Below are 15,901 nucleotides of genomic sequence, written 5' to 3'. Positions count from 1 at the left end.
CCGCGCCCTCTTTCCTGGTGGCGCAGGTGATGATGGTGGCGTCCATGTCGATCACGGACCAGCCGGTCAACGTCTTGCCCGCGATCGCGACCCAGGGGAATCCCTGATCAGCCGCTTGCAGCAGTGCCCATACGCGGGAGCGGGCCCGCGAGCGGGCCCGGGCGAGACGCCGATGCGCCTTCGTGTCCAGCCCGGCGAGCAGGCGCCGCATGGTCGAGTCCGATCCGCCCGAGAGCCCCAGCGGCCGGTGATGCCCGGCGAGGCGCTCGGCGTCGGACAGATTCTGCGCGCCCAAAACGATCGCTATCGCCAACTGGACCAGCACGATGCTCCGGTCCAGCCAGCCGCGACCTGCCGATGTCGGCAGTGCCTTGGCGAGTTCGCCGGTCAGGCCGACGCGGTCGGCGAGGCGGCGCAGCAGCACCACGCTCGCGTGTCCGACCAGGCCCTTGCCGTCAGCGGCCACGTCCAGACCCCGATCCCATCCGATACGCTTCACCCGAAAGGTGCTCCTTCAACCCGCGTTCTTGTGTACTAAGCACACGCATTTTCGCAGGTGAACGAGCACCTTTCCTCATTGGGTTCCATCAAGGACGTTGGGGCGCAGAATAACTGAGGTTAGTCTGCGCAGCGGTTGTCAGTAGCTCGCTCCTGCCAGTATTCGAGACCGTCCCGAGCCGCCTGAACCAGTGGATGGCCGGAGCCGAGTATACGAACGGTGTCGTCCTCGAGGGCCTTGAGGTCGGTGGCCGCTGTGGCCGCGTCACCGGCCTGGCCTCGCCAGAAGGCGAGGTTGTAGCGGGTCATAAGGGTCTGGGGGTGGTCGGGGCCGAGCACCCCGGAGGAAGTCGGCGAGGACGGCTTCGTAGCCGGTGACGGCCGCGGTCGGGTCTCCGGTTTCCTCGCTCCAGTTGGCGAGGTTGGCGTGTGCGGTGAGGGTGTCGGGGTGATCGGGGGCCCAGGACAAGGCGGGGGAGTTTTGGTCATAACCAGTGATAACCAAGACTGGGTCATTTGATATGAGATGTAACAGCGTGAATGTCCGATTCAGTGGACCTTAGCACCGCTTACTACAACTCATCACCGCAGGTCACGCGTCAATTGGCACGCGTACGAGACGTCATTTCGGCCGCCGGGTCCCCGGAACGGCACCAGCCGGGCCCGCCGGTCTCGGCGTTGGCGGCTGCGTCCCGTAAGGGCCAGCCCCGCGCGATCCGCGACCGTCTGGACCCTGCCGACTACCAGCGGCTACTGACCGCGGCGCGGGCTGGTTCCTGCAAGAAGGCGCTGGCGGCGGAGTATGGGATCAGTCGCCGCAGCATCTACCGGCTCCTGGCCGCCTGAACGGCGACACGGCATAGTCACATTCGCAGAACATGAGGACTCCGGCGTTACGGTCGGCCAATGGCAGGACAAGACCGCAAGATCAGGGTGACCGGCGAGTGGCGCGAGACCATCGATGCTCACCGGATCGTCGGAGTCCCCATCAGGCTCGCCAAGGCCGAGCGGGAGCGGGCCGAAGGACGCGTGCTCGAACCTGAACCGAGCGATCCGGCCATCGGATCGGTCACGGAAATCGGTTCGGGCGACTGGAGTCGGTGATTTCGGGGAGCTGCAGTTTCTCGAGGAGCGTGCGAATGTTGCGGTGCGCGTTTTGGACGCGCCCGAGCCTGCGGTTGCTGTTGTTGATGTGCGAGGTGTGGCTTCGTTCGCCGACGACCTGGTCGCAGTATCCGGAGGCTGCGGTCAGGTAGATCATGTCGGTGAGGTCGTTCGATTCCCACTGCAGTGCGGTGTCACTGAGCTTCTCGTGGATTACCTCCCGGAACAAGCCGAGGCTGGGCATCTGGCAGACATCGGCCTCTGCGTGCTGCATGGTCCACTCGGACATTTTGGCTGGTGTGATGCCGATCCTCCAGGATTCCTCGGTGAGGTCCTTCGAGAAATCGGAAAAGAACTTCGCCCATGTCCGTTGCCGCAACAGCTCGCGCCCGCGGGGGTTGTCGCGCAGGAAATCGGCGAACGACTGGAGACTCTGTACCCAGCCGTCAACGGGATGCGCGGGCACCGATTCGGTATCGAGGAGGATATCGATGTGGGCGCTCGCGGCGGTTATGACTTCGTACAACCTGGGGAGGTCGTCGAGCTCTGGAGTGGTGTCGGAAGCTCGCGATACTCCTCTTGCCCGAAACAGCGCGTCCGGGTGGAGTGTCACGGCCGGTGGGGTGGCTGGGTTCGGACGGTGGTATCTGGCGCTGAGGGCGGTGCGCAGTTCGATGCGCCGCAGCGCGAGCGGGTCGGTGAGGCGCCAGCCGGCAGAAAGCTGGAGCATGGCGAGCGCTTGCCGATACCGCCTCTCTCCGACCAGACGTGCTTCACCAAGCTCTACTTCGACAGCCGCGAAGACCGCCGGCCGTTCATCGAACGGCAGGAGTACAGCGAAGCAATCAAGCCCCTGCTCGAACAGATCAACGAGATCCGAAACGAGCAAGGGCTCAACAATCGCACTAAAACGGGCGATAACCATGCCAATGGTGGTACTACGGGCGGCAGGGTGGGCGCTACTGGGTTCGAACCAGTGACATCTGCCTTGTAAGGCGGAACTGATGCCTCATCGTGTCCGGTTTGGAAGCAGTTGCGGCAGGTCAGCGGGCATTCGGACCTGTGAGGATTGGTGGTTGGCGGTCAAGGCAGGTTGCCGTTGTCGGCTCTGGAATCGGCTCTGCGGCGACGGTCTACTTCGGTGTGCCGGTACCTATGCCGCGAGGCCAAGCGCACGTGCGCGTTCGCAGCCCTGCCATGAGCGGTCGCCACCGGGCCATATGACCGCGATCTGGAGAGTCGCCAGGAACTCAACATAGGCGGGTCCAGGATATTCGGAGAGAGCCGCGACGAGGGCCGTATCGGGCGAGTCGTAGAAATGCCGGTACTCGAGGAGCTGGCCTACGCACTCGCGGAGGCCCAGGTGAGGTTTGCCGGCGGGAAAGACCTTGAGTTCGATGAGACAGTCCGGGCCTTGTGATCGGTGTAGAACGAGGTCGCGCGGGTGCACGTTGGTGTTCGGTTCGAAACCGCGGGTTTCCGCCCACCTGCCCAACCGATCTACCAAGGTTTCATGGGATCGCGTTCGAACCTGCACCGCCGCGCTGATCTGGGCCCGGTATTCAGCGTCGTTCTTCGGTTTGAACTCTCGTTGGCTCGCTTTCGAAGCACGCGACGGTCCGCGGGCCGGCGGCTCGATCACTCCCTGAAGAACCGCTCCCTTCTTCGCTTCGACCGCTTCCGTGTAGAGACTGAGGAAGCGCCGAACTTCTTCGGAAATGACCTCATCGGAGGGTAGATCGCTGAGTCTCCATGTCCGCGCGTAGATGTTGCCCGCCTCGTACTTCGAGACTCGGTCACCGGTACCGAGTGTCAATTCGGTTGTAAGGCCCTGGTTGTCAACTTCGAGCAGATCTCGCACCGCTTGAGCTTCGTTTCGCAGCAGTTGTTTCACAGTCATTTTCCGCCCACGCGCTAGCTCTGGTGCTGCTGTGACGCCCTGGTTCAAGCTCAAGGAGACGTGTGTCCGCTCCACGTTGAACAGGAAGACTACATAGATGCCCCTGGTGGCGCTTGTTGTGACGTCCGGATCGAGGATCGAGACCCAGAGACCCAGCGGCAAGCCACCGACACCGGTACTGGGCTTGACGATGTAGTGACTAGGGGCTACCTCGTAGAGGGCCTCCACGATACCCCGGAGAGTTTGGAAGATCGGCTGCTGCGTGCTGCCTTTGTAGTCGTAGTCCGCCGTCCCGACCTGCGTCAACAGAGTACGAATCATGAGAGTCCTTCGTCTTAGGGGAAGGACAGCACCGTAGCGCATACCGCCGACATTGGCCAGATAGCTTGCTGCCCAACGGCGGTGCCACCTTGCCGCAGCCGACGCTTGCGGCGGCAAGTAGCCCTACCCGACGGTTGCGGGATGCCGCTGACCGCCACGGTCTCGCTCACAGAGGTGTCGGACGCCGTTCATTCGGTCTCGACCGGAGAGAGCCGGAGTCTTGCTTGACCAGATCGCACGCGGGCTGGAACCGAGCGAGGCTGCTGCCCACCGCTTCGTCGCTGCCCGGCGCTCCGCGCCCACCTGGCTCAGTGCCGGCCGGAATCTTTCAAGCTCATCTGTGCCTACTCGCTGGCGGCCCCGCCGCACGGGGACCGGCGCCAGCCGCACGCCCCGGGCGCGCGGGCGCCGCCAGGCGCGCGAAGCGCGCCCTTGATGATGTATAGAAAGTTTGAACTCAGCTAGGAAGCTGCCGTTCTCTTAACAAGAGGGTGGGTATTTCCCAAAGGTCCGTATAGAGGATATGCGCGCAAGATGTCATCGCCCAGAAGGGTGAACTTTCGAAAGGGGACGTTTTGGGTACGTTGACTTGGTACCATGCCTTATGGCAAACAGGGAATCATTGGCGATGCGTACGACTTTGTACCGCATGCAAGGCTCACGAGACCTCAGGTCCTTCGTTCGCCCGAAATATCATGATTCGGAGACATTCGACATACATGACTGTCTGGTCGGGGACCGTGAAGGCGTTCTTGTCTCTGGTGAGATGCGCAGTGAAAAGGCTAAATGGGCGGAGCGAGTGTCAACTATCTCAGGTGTAGCGATAAACATCGAAAATGTGACTCCTGCGGCTGTTCTACTAATACGTGATGGGCAGAATGAGGCATGGGCGCTGAGTTTCGGAATGGGATTCCAGCTGCTCGATCAAGCGTTTATAGATTCAGGGTTCGGGATTCGCATCGCAACAAGAACTGCGACTCCTGAAGCGATTAGATCGCTGACGAAGAACGAGCTAGATTATCGGGGACGGACGGATCGGTCCTCAATCCCTGCGGGAGAATCCCTGAAGGCCTTCGGGGTGGAACACTTCGGTGAAATCGTAACGAGGATTGCCGGAGCCGCCGTGATTGAGGATCTTGCCAATGGTAGCGGGTCCGTAACAATCAGGGCTGCCGACGCACTGAGTATTCCCTTGGGCAAGGGGACGCAAGATCTATTGAATGACCTGGATTTGATTTCGAATGCGCTTGAGTCTGAGCCAAAGCCGGAGCTCGAGACGTTGGAGCAGTTCTCGCGAGTTAAGCACTCCGAGCTATTGGATTTGCTAAATGAACACCTAACATCGGCCATTGTTGAAGGTGTCGCGGCATCGCGCCTTGCTCTTGGGTGGCCACACGAGAGAATCGATGAAAACGGCACCCCTGAGGCTTTCAGGATAGTTGGTCCTGGAATTAAAGACTCAGAAATTATTGTAGATCTCCCTTCGCTTGAGGATCTACTCGAGGCGGTATTGCAGAGGAATTCTCAGGATCCGCTCGCCGCGGCTCGCGTGATAAAGGTTGTGCTTTTTCGAGACGCTGATGGCACTGAGCCAATCAGCCAGGCAATCCCTATCCTGAACTGGCTTACTTTCGAGGCTGAAATCCATAACACTAGATACTGCTTTTTTAGTTCAAAATGGTATGCAATGAATTCGGATTATGGAGAGCGACTGCAACGAGCCGTGGAAAAAATCTTTCGGCGTACTCCGATAGTCGAACTTCCTTCCTGGGATCGTTCTGTCTACCCCACGGAAAAGAAATACAACGATGCAGTAGCTAAAGAAATGGGAGGATGGTCGCTCGATCAAAAGCTAATTCGAACTAGTTACAATAAGCATGGATTCGAAGCATGCGATATTTTGACTCCAAATGGGGATTACCTACATGTAAAACACGTTCCAGGTTCTGGAGCGGCCAGTCATCTGGTTGCCCAAGCGCTTGTTTCGATTGATGCTTTGATGTACGACGAAGATGCGCTTTCTAAACTCCGAGAAGTGGCGGCGTGCAGTGGTGCGCCTACTGAATTGATGACGAGTCGTCCACATTCGGTCGTCTTGGTAATGGCGAGAGATCGGAAGATCACGGCGACGGACCTGTTTACTTTCACAAAAGTAACTCTTGTCCGACTTGACAAAGTTCTTGCTGCAAGAGAGATTGAACTTACTGTAGTCTCTATTGGATATAGGGAGAAAGGTGTATAATCCTGTTGCGGAAATCAGGAGGATTAGGTGCAGTCTTCGTTGGTCTCTTATCGACCTGAAACCGAGTTGAGATCTGGAGTTCTTAGCTTGGCCGCCACAAGGACAACTGACGTTCCAATCAATACTTGTGCTTGAATCGCCTCATCAAGGATGGTCACGCCGAGCATGACAGCGACGACCGGAAGCAGATATACAATAATCGATGCAGCTGTAGGTCCGTCGTCGGTGATGATGCGGTAGTTGAGGATGTAGGCGATGCCGGTGCCGAGGGTGCCGAGGATGAGGATCGCGAGGATTGGGGTTGCTTTCCAGCTCGGTTCGGTCCATCCGAAGAGCGGCATCATCGCGAGGGTGAGGGCTGTGGCGCTGATGAGTTGGCCTGTGGCCATGCGGAGTACGCCGAGGTCCTTCTTGACGAGGAACTTGCCGATGTACACGTAGCTGACGCCGTAGGAGGCTGCGGCGCCGAGGCAAGCGAGGCCTCCCCAGCTTGCGATTTCTGAGGTGTGGTCCCAGGGGGAGAAGATCAGTAGAACGCCTGCGAAGCCGATGATGAGGCTCCAGGCGTTTCGTCGTGCTGAGGTTCCGTGGCGATAGGCAAGCACCGTGATCAGGACTGTCCAGAGCGGGGTGCTTGCGTTGATGACACCGGCCGTCGCTGAGGAGACGGTCTGCTCGCCGATGCCGAAGAGCAAGTAGGGGAGGGCATTGCTGAAGAATGCGGCGATGGTGAGGTGTCCCCAGGTCTTGCGGTCTCGAGGCAAACTGAGGCCGCTCAGGCGGAGGATCACGAGCAGGACCGCGGCCCCGAGACTCATCCGAAACAGGGTGATTTGGATGGGGGTGAAGCCCTCGAGGCCGATCTTGATCCAGAGGAAGCCGGAGCCCCAGAGAAGTGCGAGGGCAGCGACGCGGGCAGTTCCTGCGAGGCGTGGGCTCATTCAGTCCTCAATGTGGATGCGGTAATCCAGGCTGTTGAGGTCGGCGCGCATGGTGAACGTCGTGACCTCGAACGGCTGCTCGTGCTGGTCGATGCCGGTGTGGATAACCTCGATAACGGGGACGCCGGCCGGGATCGCAAGGCGCTTGGTTTCCTCGGGGGTCGGCATCCGGGAGCCGATCTCCTCGCGGATCCACGTGATGCGGTGACCGCGGTCCTCGAAGCGGCCGTACAAGCTGCCCCTACCCATGTTGGCGGAAGTGGCGAGCACCGTCCCATCGGCGATCGCCCACGGAATGTAAGTGATGCCGACCTGCACGGGCTCGTCGTCGGCGAAGTACCAGTTTTCGCGGCGGACCACGGTGTCTTCGTCGGTGGAGAGGTCAAGTCGCTCGGCGATCTCCTGGGGAGGAGATACGCGCTCAATCGACGTGCAGTCGACTCGTGCAGTCTTGCCTTGCTTCTCGACTTCGGCGCGGAAGGGGGAGAGGCCAGTTTCGTTTCGAAGTCGGTTGGAGTACCGTTCGGCCCCGAGCCGGAGCAGCCGGCGCTTCTCGCGGACCTTCGGCCGCGCGCGGTTGCGGCTCTCAATGAGCCCTTCCGCTTCCAAGATCTTGATGGCTTCGGCTGCGGTGTTGCGTGCGACGCCGTAGATCTCGGCCAACTCCCGTTGAGACTTCAGCTGGCTCCCCGCCGGCATCTTGCCGCTCAGGATGTCAGCTCGCATCTCGTTGGCCATTTTCCGGCGAGGAGGCAGGTCTTCTCCCATCTCGTCCTTGTGCGTTTCTGCTGCTTGCGGCGCTTCTTCGTTCATGTATCTCACCTCGCCAACTAGCGTATCTCAACTGGCTTGAGCCAGATGCTTGCGCCGCCGAGAACATGTGTGATATAACTGGCTTAAGCCAAACTGGCCTATGCCAGATTTGCTTGGTTGGGTCCCAGAAGGACCTGGCCTCCCGTCCGGAGATGGCCTCGGGGCGGAGCGGAAAGAGGTGTTTCGATGCAGAACTTGCCGGTTGACCTGGGTGGTTACAAGCTGATGGTCACGGAGGCTCCGGAGATGAAGACTCGCGTGGACAAGGAGACCGGTCAGGTCGTCCCCGCGACGGGTTATGACTCCGATGAGCCGCAGTTCGTGGTGGTGCTGTTCGCGAAGGCCAAGGAGGCGAACGCGAACGGCCGGCGTTCGAAGGGCGAGGAGATCAAGGTGACGCTGCCGCGCGACCCTGGCGACGGCTTCGAGGAAGGCGCCCTCGTTGAGCTGTCCGGCGCGACGGTCTCCCCCTACGAGATCAAGGAGGGCGGCGCGATCACGATGTCCGGCCTCTCGTTCAAGGCTCGCTCGATCGTCCCTGTCGGGGGCTAGCAGTTGGCGCTGCTGGGTGGCCCTGCTCCCGGGGTTTGACGGGACGGCCGGTTTGAGTCCGGCTAGGGCGCGGTGCTGGTGATACGGCACGGGCGGATCGGAAGGTCTGCGCGTCGCGGTCGCTGGCGAGTTGTTCCTGAATTGCACAGGGTGTTTGAGCTTGCCTTTTTCCGGGCTGACCTGCCGTCCGCATTAGACGCTTCGTGTCGCGGTCGATGGGTTCATTCCTCCACGAGCACAACGAAAGGAGCTGGTCTTCCGTGGGGGTTTGTGCGCATCGAGGGTCGATGTGCGGGTCACCGGAAAGGAAAGTGCATGGATTATTCGAAGCAACTGACCCTGTCGGAGTATTTGGCGCTGCCGTTGAGTACCGAGGAGGTCGCCGAGCGGATCGGTGCCGAGTTGGCCTTGCGGCTGCCCGACGAGATCACTGTGGAGGCGGTCTCGTACGAGCGTGGCGGCTATGTCGCCGACTGCGACGGCATCGAGTCGGTGCTGGACATGATCGACATCGCGGCCGCTCTGGGTACCGGCCTGACGCTCATGGCCCGTGGTGACCGGCAGTTCGCGGCCTTGCATTGCCGCTTGTCCGGTGAGCGGGTCGTGATCCGGGCGCAGTTCGGCCTCCCCGAATACTCGGAGGTCGGTCATGGGTGATGTGCGGATGCGGGATTGCCCTCGGGCGTCGGAGTGCGCGGGCTGTGGTCGGCGTCGTCGCCTGGAGGTCCGCGAGGTCGAGACGGACTCGGGCGCGGCGTGCGTCACCGTCTGCGAGGACTGCGGCGAACGCGGGGAGCTGCCGCCCATCAGTCCGCTGGTCGCGCCGTTGTGTGTGGCCTCGCATCGCCAGCATCTCGGGCTCGGGGTGGCGGCGTGATGGCGGGCTGGTTGCGGGATCTGAACCCGTTCGAGCTGGAGGCCCGATCACGGGTGCGCAAGCGCCTCAAAGGTGTCGGCCTGGATGAACCGAAGTTCTATTTCGGGCAGGTCGAACTCAAGGCCACGGTCGACACGTTCCGGGAACTGCGGTCCCTCGCCGAGGAGTTCGGCGGGGACATCGAAGAGGACTTGGATTATGACACGCGGTATCGGGGCGTGAAGGTCTTCACCGTGATCGAGGTCGAGGGCATCAAGGTCCACGTGTCCGCCTACCTCGGCGAAGAGGAGGCCGAAGCGGCCGGGTTCTGCTGATGCGCTTCCCGGCCGCCACGGTCCACCAGGTGGCCGCTAGCGGTGACGCCGATGCGGTGGACGGGTTGTTCCGGCGGGTGCTTGCCGGGCGGGTCCCTGGCGGCATCAACCAGCCGCGGTGGATCGCTGGGCGCGAGCTGACCGGGGTGTTCTCCGGTTATGGCGCGGTCCGTGACTTCGCCGACTGGTGCGACGCCTTCGGCGCCGATGCCGAGTTCGAGTTCGGGCCGCCTCCGGAGGTGGTCTTGTTCTGCCGCACCGATTTGGGCGGCTACGCCGTCACCGTCTCCTGCGTCGCCGATGAGAGGGACGCGGGGGTGTTCTTTCGCCTCAACCCCGGTTGGGGCCTGGACTGAGAAGGGAAGTGGTGCTCATGGGCTCGACGCTCTATGGCACCGAGCAGCGGGAAGTGAACCGGTGGGCGATGGCCGAAGCGCGCCTGGCCGGTCTGATCAAAAAGGAACGCAACAACAAGGACCGGGGCGAGTCGTTCGCGACCTTCCAGTTGAACGACTTCTTCGGCACCGAGTGCCGCGGGCTGCCGCTGCCGTGGGAGTGGCGCTGGACCTACGGGTGCCCTCGCGGGCAGTTCACCACGATGGTCCGCTCCTCGGTCACCGCGTGGGCTGAGGAGATCGGCGACGGGACCGTGGAGGCCGAACCGGCCGGTGGTGGGGAAGTGATGGTCCAGGCCGATTGTCTGAAGTTCGGGCAGCGGTTCACCGTCTGGGGCTACGTCCATCAGACCGAAGTGGACGAGATCGGAAAGCTCGTGTGGGGCCGCTCGATGTGAGCGGCAACGGAAACGATGGAAAGGAGGTGGAGGTGATGGGTGACTTCTGGTGGGTGTGGCTGCTCCTGGCCGCATCGCTGCTGTTGAACGTCTCGCTGCTGCGCCGCGAGGCCCGGCGGATCTTCCGCTACTGGAACTTCTAGGAGAGCAATGCCTGACGGCTTCGCTGCCTCACCGCTCGACGGGGGACCGGTGAGGATGCGTGGCTATCAGAACGAAGCCAACACGAATCAATGAAAGGAGTGAGCGTGGACAAGATCGACTGGTTCAAGGCCAATGAGCGGTCGCTGCGCAAGTACGAGAACTTCACGAGCGCGCTCGCCTCGCTCGGCGTCGCTCTGGAGGACACCGAGAAGGTCGTCAAGCAGTACCTCAACGCCGCCCCCTCCGGCGCGGCGGCCCGGAACATCCTGCACGTCGAACCCGAAGAGCTCAAGGCGGCCCTGGCGGACCTGTACGAGTCGCTGAACTCGCTGGTCGCCAAGGCGCGCAAGCACGAAGCCAAACTCAAGTCCTGGGAATGGCAGCTCTAGCCGCCAGGCCCGATCGAAAGGAGACAACCGCGATGGCACCAGTGCCGACCCGCGAGATCGAGGACGCGACCGAAGCGATCCACATCGCGATGAAGCAGGTCCGCGAGGCCATGAAGGGCATCCCGGACAAGGACTTCGGGTTCAAGCGAGCCCACGAGACGGCCGCGCGCGACGCGGCGCACCTGACGGTGATCCTCGAGGACATCAAGCACTACAAGTAGGACCGGTCCGGCCGGTTTGATCCTCCCCAACCCACGGGGGTGTTGGGGAGCGGTCATGCACGCCGAAGTGCTGCAACGCCACTAATCACCAAACGAATCGTCTGCAAAGACGGGAGGTATTCGTCATGCCCGAAAACCACACGAACTCGAAACGGAAAGTCGGCCTGGAATGGAAGGCCGCCGCCTGGGCCGCCCGCCATCCGCTGATCACCACCGGCGTTCCCGGTGTCGGCCTCGCTGCCGCTACGGCTCCGGAAATGGCCGCCGCTGTCGCCGGTGCCGGCATCGCGGGAACCCTCGCCTGGGCTCGGGCGAACCCGCCGAGCTTCGACCGGCTCGCCGCCCCGCATCTGCGCACCGTCCGGCGACGGTGGCTGTCGGCCTCCTACACCGGGATCGGTTGGCGGCGGAACATGCGCGAGTGCGGCCTGACCCGCCAGCACCCCGGCACGGGCGAACTCCTGGTCCCGCGCGTGGTCAAGGTCCGGGCGCACACCCCGCACGTAGAGACGGTCTGGGTGAAGCTCCTCAAGGGCCAGACACACAAGCAGTGGACCGACGCCCTCGAAACGCTCGCGGTGGCTTTCAACGCCGAGCGGGTCTCGATCGAGAAGGTCAAGCCCCAGATCGTCGCGTTGATCGTGCAGCGGACCGAGCCGTTCACCGACCCGATCCCGGCCCCGGACCTGCTCGAGGACGCTACCGAGATCGACTTGACCTCGATCTACCTGGGCTTGGACGAGTACGGCAACGAGTGGCGCGAATCGGTCCTGGACAACCACTTCCTGATCAGCGGCGCGTCGCGGTCGGGGAAGAACTCGATCACCTGGGCCATGCTCCGCTCGCTCGCCCCGGCCATCCGTGACCGGATCGTGCGGGTGTGGATGTGCGACCCGAAGCAGACCGAACTCGCGCTCGGGCGCCGCGCGGCCTACCGCTACGGCTCCGGCGTCGGCGAATCCGCCGAGGTCGTCCGGGAGTTCCTGGACGACCAGAAACGCGTCCAAGCGCTCCTCCAGGAGCGAGGGCTCCGGAAGTTCACGCCCTCGACCAAGACGCCGCTGAACCTGCTGATCGCCGATGAGCTGGGCGCGATGCTCGCCTACGGCTCGGGCGAGGCCGACGACCGGGCGAACATGCGCATGATCCGCACCGGCCTCGACCTGATCGGCTCCCAAGGGCTCGCTACCGGGCACGCGATGCACGGCTACGTCCAAGAGCCGACGAAAGATGTCGTCTCCTGCCGGGAGCTGTTCACACTCAAGATCTGCCTCCGGGCGACGAGCGCCGCTCACCCCGAGATGGTCCTGGGCGACGGGATGCGCGCCAGGGGCGCGACGGCCGATGAGATCCCCGCGGTGCCTGAGACGGCCGGGATCGGGTTCAAGGTCGCCCAATACACGCGCACCCCGGTCCGCGTCCGCGCCGCCTACTCCTCGGACGCCGACATCCGTGAACTGGTCGACTTCGTCAACACCGAACCCGACGCCGAGCAGCCGCACCTGCGCCTCGTCGCCTGACCGGCCTGACCCTGAAAGGAGGGACACACGATGGCCGACAAGACAAAAGACACCGAGGAAACCGGCGAGGCGAAGAAGGTCGCCAAGCTCCGCAAGAAGCTCGGCGAAGCGCGCCAGGTCCACGCGATCGCCGACGACCCATACCTGAAGGTGGTCGAGCTGGATCGGTTGCGAGTCTCGATCACCGGGAGCCTGTGGTTCTTCCTGGCGGTCGGGCTCGGTTACACCACCGTCGGCGTCCATGACTTCATTGCCGCGGGGTTGGCGATCACGGATCCGATGTGGTGGGGCGCGTGGGCTGTCGAACCGGCCTTGGCCGGGATGTTGATCACCGTGCTCCGGTGGGAAGCGGCCATGCTGATCCGCGGTATCCGGATCGAATCGCGGTGGGTGTCTTTCACCAAGTGGATGCTGCTGGGCTCGACGCTGATCATGAACGTCCTCTCGTCGCTGGGCAAGTCCACCGTCGAGATCGTGCTACACGTCGCCTTCCCGGCCCTGGTGTTCTGCCTCGCCGAGGTCATGCCGGTCGTCCAAGACCGGTTCGGGCAGGCCCGAGCGAAACTCCTTGCCGAGATCGCCAAAGCAGTCGCGGCGCAGGCTGCCGAGCAGGAATCCGCGGCTTCGGTCCCGGCGACGGTCGCCGATCTCCAGGCCGAACTCGAAGCACACGGCTCGGCTCCGGCGCCGATCTCGCCGACGCTCCCGCCCGTCGCGGCTATGCCGGCCGAAGTGACGCCTCCGGCGCACCTGCCGCGCCCCAAGCTCCCCGCGCCGATGCTCGCGGCCGTGGAAGCCAAGGCCGCCGACCTGGCCGACGCAGGGCAGAAGATCACCGCCGCCGACGTGCAGGCCGTGATCAAACTCCCCGCGCCGATGGCCGAACAGACCGCCCGCTACTTCGCCGCCGCACACGCCACGGCCTAACCACACCATCTCGCCGGGCAGGAGCAGACCACACCGCTTCTGCCCGGCTTCCTACCTGAGCACTTCTCCCCGAAAGGGAATCAAACCATGCTGTATGGATTCATGACCGGACTGAACGCCTTCGCCTTCATGGGCAAGGTCGAAGACGCCACCGCCGGTCGCATCGACTGGAACACCGTTACCGGTGGCCTGGAGGACCCCTGGCCGCCCGATGTCTGGATCGAGGGCAACAACGGCCGCGACGCCATGCGCGTCACCTACAAAGGCCGCCTCACCGAATTCGCCTACACCGAATACACCACCGACAACCACGAGCTGCGCTCCGACGACCTCGCCGCCGCCGTGATCGCGCACCTCGAACGATGCATCGGCGAGGACCCCAACCCCGACACCGAAGCCAACCGGACCCGTCCGACCTGACTCAACCGCATACGTCCTGAACTGTCCCGACGCCCGGACCGGCCTTCATCGCTGGTCCGGGCGTTGCCGTCCTCGCAACTCCAAGAAAGGAAGGTGTCTCATGCCAAGCGACACGATCGACGACGCGATTAGCGCGTTCGCCTCCAAGCCAGGCTTCGCGACCTGGCGCACCAAGGTCAAATCCGTCCACGGCTGCGCCGCGCCGATCAAACTGCGCGGCGCCTCCTCGATCACCCGCAAAGGCACCGGCGAGATCCTCAAGGCCACCTCCGGCTCGGTCTGGGTGCCGTGCGGGACCCGCCGGGAGAAGCTGTGCCCCTCCTGTGCGGCCTGGTACGCCGACGACGCCTTCCACCTCATCCGCGCCGGACTCGACGGCGACAAATCCAAAGGCATCGACGCGGCCGTAGCCGACCGGCCCCGCTGGTTCGTCACCCTCACACCGCCCAGCTTCGGCCCCGTCCACTCCCGCATCCTCGGACCGAACGGGAAGCTCCGGCGCCCGTGCGCGTGCGGCGAATGGCACTCCGAACACGACACCCGCCTCGGGCAGGCAATCGACCTCGACACCTACGACTTCGAGGCGGCCGTGCTCTGGCAAGCCCACGCCGGCCAACTCTGGCACCGCTTCACCATTGCGCTGCGCCGCGAACTGGCACGCATCGGCGGTCTCAAAGTCGCCGAACTCGCCAAAGCGGTGCGGCTGTCATATTCCAAGGTCGCCGAATACCAGCGGCGCGGCATGGTCCACTTCCACGCCGCGATCCGCCTCGACGGCCCCGAAGGCCCCGCCGACTCACCCCCGGTATGGGCGACGAAAGAGGTCCTGGCCGATGCGGTCCGTTCCGCGGCGGCTTCGGTCACCGTCATCTCACACCGCCCGGACGGCTCGGTGCTCGAGCTGGAGTTCGGGGCGCAGCTGGACCTGCGCGACATCACCACCGAAGCGGTCGGCAACGAGTCGTCTGAGATCCAGTCGTCCCGGCTCGCCTCCTACGTCGCCAAGTACGCCACCAAATCGACCGGCGCTCACGACGGCTCGGACCGGCGCATCCGCTCCGCCGAGGAGATCGACGCGCTCCCGGTCTCGGCGCACCACAAGGCCATGATGCGCACCGCCTGGCACCTCGGCGGCCTCGACGCCTACGCCGGACTCGGGCTACGCCGCTGGGCGCACATGCTCGGCTTCCGCGGCCACTTCCTCACCAAATCCCGGCTCTGGTCAACCACGCTCACCGAGCTGCGAGCGATCCGCGCCCGCTACCGCCTCGCCGAAGCCCTCGCCGAACTCGAGGTCTCAGAAGACGACGTGATCGTCGTCAACGACTGGGAAGCGGTCGCCTTCGGCCACGGCTCCGACGCCGAACGCGAACTCGCCGCCGCGATCGCCGAAACCATGCTCCAACAGAAGCTCACCAAAAAGGACTCTAGGAAGGAATGAACCGATGGGAGTGAAGTACCCGCTGGTCGTCGCCGATGACCAGCTTCGTGAACGCATCGAGGCCCACTGGGACCGGCTGTTCGACATCGAGGTCTACCCCTCGGTCGAAGCCGCCCTGGAAGCCACCGACTGCGGCGCCACCTACCGCGACAACGGCCACGACCGCGCCGTCCTCGACTGCGAGGTCACCGGCTGCCCCTTCGGGTGCATCTTCACCGCGAAATGGCTCGACCTCGACACCTTCGGCGGCATCGCCACCAACCGCCCCGGCTGCCCAGCCGTCACCAAGGAGACCGAGCGATGAGCGAACGGCTCTGGAGCATCGAAGAGACCGCCGAATTCCTCAGCGTCCCTGTCGAGACGCTTCGCTACTGGAGGAAGAACAAGACTGGTCCGCGCGCTGCGAAGCTTGGGCGGCATCTTCGCTACCACCCGGATCATGTTCGGCGGTGGTTCGAGGACTGCGGAGGGGCGGTGACCTGAC

The 15,901-nt window shown here is 63.3% G+C and carries 19 protein-coding genes and 1 pseudogene; 15 read left to right on the top strand and 5 right to left on the bottom strand.

What is annotated here, in order from left to right; translation table 11 throughout:
- Positions 1–499, bottom strand: a pseudogene (locus tag ACYVL2_RS17595) (IS1380 family transposase); the annotation flags it as partial.
- 905 nt (positions 500–1,404) lie between these two features.
- Between ACYVL2_RS17595 and ACYVL2_RS17590 the strand changes: the two are divergent.
- The gene (locus ACYVL2_RS17590; RefSeq protein ID WP_460545716.1) at positions 1,405–1,602 is read left to right on the top strand and encodes a hypothetical protein; all 198 of its coding nucleotides are present in this window, start codon (positions 1,405–1,407) and stop codon (positions 1,600–1,602) included.
- Here ACYVL2_RS17590 and ACYVL2_RS17585 read toward each other — a convergent pair.
- Both ACYVL2_RS17585 and ACYVL2_RS17580 read right to left on the bottom strand, forming a co-directional pair.
- The gene (locus ACYVL2_RS17585; protein ID WP_460545714.1) at positions 1,568–2,527 is read right to left on the bottom strand and encodes a hypothetical protein; all 960 of its coding nucleotides are present in this window, start codon (positions 2,525–2,527) and stop codon (positions 1,568–1,570) included. The genes ACYVL2_RS17590 and ACYVL2_RS17585 overlap by 35 nt on opposite strands.
- 228 nt (positions 2,528–2,755) lie before the next feature.
- Complete coding sequence (locus tag ACYVL2_RS17580) at positions 2,756–3,823, bottom strand: MrcB family domain-containing protein (RefSeq protein ID WP_460545712.1); 1,068 nt, start codon at positions 3,821–3,823, stop codon at positions 2,756–2,758.
- 649 nt (positions 3,824–4,472) lie between these two features.
- On the opposite strand from ACYVL2_RS17580, the gene ACYVL2_RS17575 reads away from it, so the two are divergent.
- The gene (locus ACYVL2_RS17575; protein WP_460545710.1) at positions 4,473–6,065 is read left to right on the top strand and encodes a DUF6119 family protein; all 1,593 of its coding nucleotides are present in this window, start codon (positions 4,473–4,475) and stop codon (positions 6,063–6,065) included.
- A gap of 47 nt (positions 6,066–6,112) precedes the next feature.
- Here ACYVL2_RS17575 and ACYVL2_RS17570 read toward each other — a convergent pair whose 3' ends face one another.
- The gene (locus ACYVL2_RS17570; protein WP_460545709.1) at positions 6,113–7,006 is read right to left on the bottom strand and encodes a DMT family transporter; all 894 of its coding nucleotides are present in this window, start codon (positions 7,004–7,006) and stop codon (positions 6,113–6,115) included.
- Positions 7,007–7,744, bottom strand: coding sequence for a GntR family transcriptional regulator (locus tag ACYVL2_RS17565; RefSeq protein ID WP_460545722.1), 738 nt, complete (start codon positions 7,742–7,744; stop codon positions 7,007–7,009).
- Positions 7,745–8,005: 261 nt separating this feature from the next.
- Between ACYVL2_RS17565 and ACYVL2_RS17560 the strand changes: the two genes are divergently transcribed.
- From ACYVL2_RS17560 to ACYVL2_RS17500, 13 genes are all read left to right on the top strand, one after another.
- On the top strand, positions 8,006–8,371 hold the full coding sequence (locus ACYVL2_RS17560) for a hypothetical protein (protein ID WP_460545707.1): 366 nt from the start codon (positions 8,006–8,008) through the stop codon (positions 8,369–8,371).
- A 315-nt stretch (positions 8,372–8,686) separates the two neighbouring features.
- Entirely contained in the window at positions 8,687–9,028 is a 342-nt protein-coding gene (locus ACYVL2_RS17555) for a hypothetical protein (RefSeq protein ID WP_460545705.1), read from the top strand.
- A gap of 219 nt (positions 9,029–9,247) precedes the next feature.
- Positions 9,248–9,562 (top strand): hypothetical protein, encoded by a 315-nt coding sequence (locus tag ACYVL2_RS17550; RefSeq protein WP_460545703.1) that lies wholly within the window; start codon positions 9,248–9,250, stop codon positions 9,560–9,562.
- Positions 9,562–9,918 carry a hypothetical protein gene (locus ACYVL2_RS17545; RefSeq protein WP_460545701.1) on the top strand — a complete coding sequence of 119 codons (357 nt, stop codon included), beginning with the start codon at positions 9,562–9,564 and terminating at the stop codon, positions 9,916–9,918. Before ACYVL2_RS17550 ends, ACYVL2_RS17545 begins: the two co-directional genes overlap by 1 nt.
- 17 nt (positions 9,919–9,935) lie before the next feature.
- Positions 9,936–10,355 carry a hypothetical protein gene (locus ACYVL2_RS17540; RefSeq protein WP_460545700.1) on the top strand — a complete coding sequence of 140 codons (420 nt, stop codon included), beginning with the start codon at positions 9,936–9,938 and terminating at the stop codon, positions 10,353–10,355.
- 248 nt (positions 10,356–10,603) lie between these two features.
- Complete coding sequence (locus ACYVL2_RS17535; RefSeq protein ID WP_460545698.1) at positions 10,604–10,888, top strand: hypothetical protein; 285 nt, start codon at positions 10,604–10,606, stop codon at positions 10,886–10,888.
- A 32-nt stretch (positions 10,889–10,920) separates the two neighbouring features.
- On the top strand, positions 10,921–11,109 hold the full coding sequence (locus ACYVL2_RS17530) for a hypothetical protein (protein WP_460545695.1): 189 nt from the start codon (positions 10,921–10,923) through the stop codon (positions 11,107–11,109).
- Between the two features lie 125 nt (positions 11,110–11,234).
- Positions 11,235–12,629 (top strand): FtsK/SpoIIIE domain-containing protein, encoded by a 1,395-nt coding sequence (locus tag ACYVL2_RS17525; RefSeq protein ID WP_460545693.1) that lies wholly within the window; start codon positions 11,235–11,237, stop codon positions 12,627–12,629.
- 30 nt (positions 12,630–12,659) lie between these two features.
- On the top strand, positions 12,660–13,556 hold the full coding sequence (locus ACYVL2_RS17520) for a hypothetical protein (protein WP_460545691.1): 897 nt from the start codon (positions 12,660–12,662) through the stop codon (positions 13,554–13,556).
- A gap of 87 nt (positions 13,557–13,643) precedes the next feature.
- Complete coding sequence (locus ACYVL2_RS17515; protein WP_460545690.1) at positions 13,644–13,976, top strand: hypothetical protein; 333 nt, start codon at positions 13,644–13,646, stop codon at positions 13,974–13,976.
- A 100-nt stretch (positions 13,977–14,076) separates the two neighbouring features.
- The gene (locus tag ACYVL2_RS17510) at positions 14,077–15,417 is read left to right on the top strand and encodes a replication initiator (protein ID WP_460545688.1); all 1,341 of its coding nucleotides are present in this window, start codon (positions 14,077–14,079) and stop codon (positions 15,415–15,417) included.
- 4 nt (positions 15,418–15,421) lie between these two features.
- On the top strand, positions 15,422–15,721 hold the full coding sequence (locus ACYVL2_RS17505; protein WP_460545686.1) for a hypothetical protein: 300 nt from the start codon (positions 15,422–15,424) through the stop codon (positions 15,719–15,721).
- A complete protein-coding gene (locus ACYVL2_RS17500; protein WP_460545684.1) occupies positions 15,718–15,900 on the top strand; it encodes a helix-turn-helix domain-containing protein in 183 nt (60 codons plus the stop codon). Before ACYVL2_RS17505 ends, ACYVL2_RS17500 begins: the two co-directional genes overlap by 4 nt.
- Position 15,901: the final 1 nt, after the last annotated feature.

The organism is Glycomyces halotolerans (assembly GCF_054779575.1).
This window is presented reverse-complemented; position numbering and strand designations above follow the sequence as displayed.